A 2433-nucleotide genomic window follows, 5' to 3' on the forward strand; every position below is an offset into this window, starting at 1 on the left:
GAACGTCAGTTGCATGCATCACTCCTCAACGTGAGTGGATAGTGTCGCGTATCTGCGATGCGTTGTTCAGAGGTTCCTTAGGCGGCAATGGCAAGTTTGTTGCAACTGGGGAGAGTGAAGCATGAGCACATTTGAGTGGATTGTTGTCGTTCTTCTCGTTCTCATCTTGTTTAAGCCTCATGGCAAGCCCTTTCGCCTGGAGGGCACCACCTTGAGCTTGATGCAGCAGTATGAGAGCCGGTTGATTGCCATCGAGACGTATCTTGCGGAGATCGATGCATCAACCAGATCGGCCAGCGACGACATAGCAGCAATGCGCATTGCTCAACTTCCAGACTATCCGCCTGATGGCCCCTGATTTGCCGCCTAACAATTCATTCAAGCCGAAGCCGCTTCGCGGCTCGGCTTAATTCTGGCGTTAGGGGGCAGTGACAGCTTATGGATTGGCGCCACGTTCTATTTGCCGCAGAACAAGGCATACCAGGACTCATCGGGCTCACCGCTATCCTCCCGGTTTTTGCTCTCGCTGCAACACCAAACGGTAAGCTCAAGGCGTCAGCTGCAAGCCTTTCTGCTTTCCTTGTTTTTGCGGCCTCGTGTCTTCTGGCAGGCATTCCCGGCATTGAATCATCGCAACCCGCTAGGTATTTCCCAGTAGCTGGGCTCGTCGTAACAGTCGCCCTAGTTGCCCCTTCGGTCTTGGCCCTTCGGTGGCGCTGGGTGGGCGTGCTGCACCTGCTTACAGTCTCAGCGTCTGCATACCTATGGTTCGTCGGCACCTTGGCGATCAGTCATGACGCCACGTAGGCTGCCCCCTAACAATTCATTCAGGCCGACGCCGCTTCGCGGCGCGGCTTAATTCAGGCGCTAGGCAGTGGTGGAGCAAATCAGTTGGTGGGTAGGGCTTCGGTCGGTTGGCTGGCATGCAGGCGGTCGGCTCCGGCAAGTCGCTATCACCGTTGCTGGTTGCGGTAAGTTCGGTGCTTCGCCCTTGTCCGTCATTGCCGCGGCACGCTCGTTGCACTTGGCTTCGGTAGCAGTCCGCATCGGTGCGTCGCTGGGCAAGCTCCATCCCGCAGGCTGTGGCACACTCGGTCCAGGCGGCAGTGCTGGGGAGCATGGTTGCACCATCCAACCTTTGCGGCCACTCACTGCCTAACAACTCATTCAAGCCGAAGTTGCTTCGCAACTCGGCTTAATTCCAGCGTTAGACCTCATGCCAAATTTTCTCGAGCCAGTGGCACTCATATTCGTTGGCTGGCTTCTTGGCTTGCTAGGCCCCTCAATCGTAGATGCGATCAGACAGCGCAAAGACAACGAACTCGGCAGAGCTGCGATATTCACGGAGCTCGAGGAGTTTGCTACAACCATCGCAGCCGCAGCCTACCGTGTCAGGATGAGTCAAGGCATTCTTGATCGTGAGTTTCTCCAGGAAATGAAGGCCGTGGTTAATGAGCACCCGCAAGTAGCGGCTGTAAGACGGCTTGGAGAAGGCGTAGAGACATTTCTCAAGCTCGATGACGCTCAACTTTCTGCTCTTGCGACGCACGCCGCAGACCCAGTCGGAATCGGCCTCGGCTTGCAACACTACGCCGTACCCCTTCTGGATTCGCGCGTGTCTGCGTTTCTAAGCTTCAAAACGCCACTACAGAGACAACTTCTTCAACTCCGTCGCGAGATCGCGCTCTTGGATGGCTTGGTAGACAGAGCAGAGAAATACTTGGATCTAACCTATACCGTGACTGATCACAATCACGAAAGAGCATCAGATAGCCATGCAAGCGCTTGCACTGACTATTCGAAGCGCGCCATGAAGATCGTCAAGTTGATCCGTGAGATCAAAAATGAGGTCTAACAGTTCATTCAAGCCGACGCCGCTTCGCGGTGCGGCTTAATTCAGGCGTTATGTGGCAATGAGCCATCACTCGAACACGGACACAGGAGCATGGGCGCACTGATCGGAATCGCGGCAATCATCATCTATTACCTCATGGTGTCCAATTTTATTGATGCCGGTTCTGCGCCCACGGGGCTTGTAGCAACTGCCTACATATTCATTCCACTCATAGGCATTCCACTCGCCATAGGTAGCGCAAGAGCTAGCGCAAAGGCCCGCGACAAGGGGCACGCTTCGGTCATTGTTTCAACCGCGGGCGCCGTAGCAGTAGGTGTAGTGGTGATCTTGCTGGCAAACAACTTTCTCAAGCCAGTTGCACCAGATCCTGTCGCTGACGAGAAAACTCCACAGGCCGTGTGGATTGCTCGAGGGCAGGACGCAGTAAAGGCCAAGCTAAAAGATCCCGGCTCCGTTCAGTTCAGGGGCATCTACTTTCATCGAGGCCAAGATGGTGTTCCCATTGTCGACTCCCCCTAATTCAATGCCAGCCAAAACTAGAGGTCTGCGGTTGATGTTGATCACGGAACTCGGCGGGC

Annotated in this window: 3 protein-coding genes; all 3 read left to right on the top strand. The window is 55.0% G+C overall.

Features of this window, described 5'->3' with window-relative positions; translation table 11 throughout:
• The first annotated feature begins 121 nt into the window (after window positions 1-121).
• The 3 genes from LL972_RS21460 to LL972_RS21470 all read left to right on the top strand — a co-directional run bounded on the left by LL972_RS21460 (window position 122) and on the right by LL972_RS21470 (window position 2374).
• Window positions 122-358, top strand: coding sequence for a hypothetical protein (locus LL972_RS21460; protein ID WP_228329313.1), 237 nt, complete (start codon window positions 122-124; stop codon window positions 356-358).
• Window positions 359-1216: 858 nt separating this feature from the next.
• Entirely contained in the window at window positions 1217-1855 is a 639-nt protein-coding gene (locus tag LL972_RS21465) for a hypothetical protein (protein ID WP_228329314.1), read from the top strand.
• Window positions 1856-1945: 90 nt separating this feature from the next.
• The gene (locus tag LL972_RS21470) at window positions 1946-2374 is read left to right on the top strand and encodes a hypothetical protein (protein WP_228329315.1); all 429 of its coding nucleotides are present in this window, start codon (window positions 1946-1948) and stop codon (window positions 2372-2374) included.
• Window positions 2375-2433: the final 59 nt, after the last annotated feature.

This window comes from Xanthomonas campestris pv. asclepiadis (assembly GCF_020784175.1).
In the GTDB taxonomy this organism is placed as follows: Bacteria; Pseudomonadota; Gammaproteobacteria; order Xanthomonadales; family Xanthomonadaceae; genus Xanthomonas; species Xanthomonas campestris_D.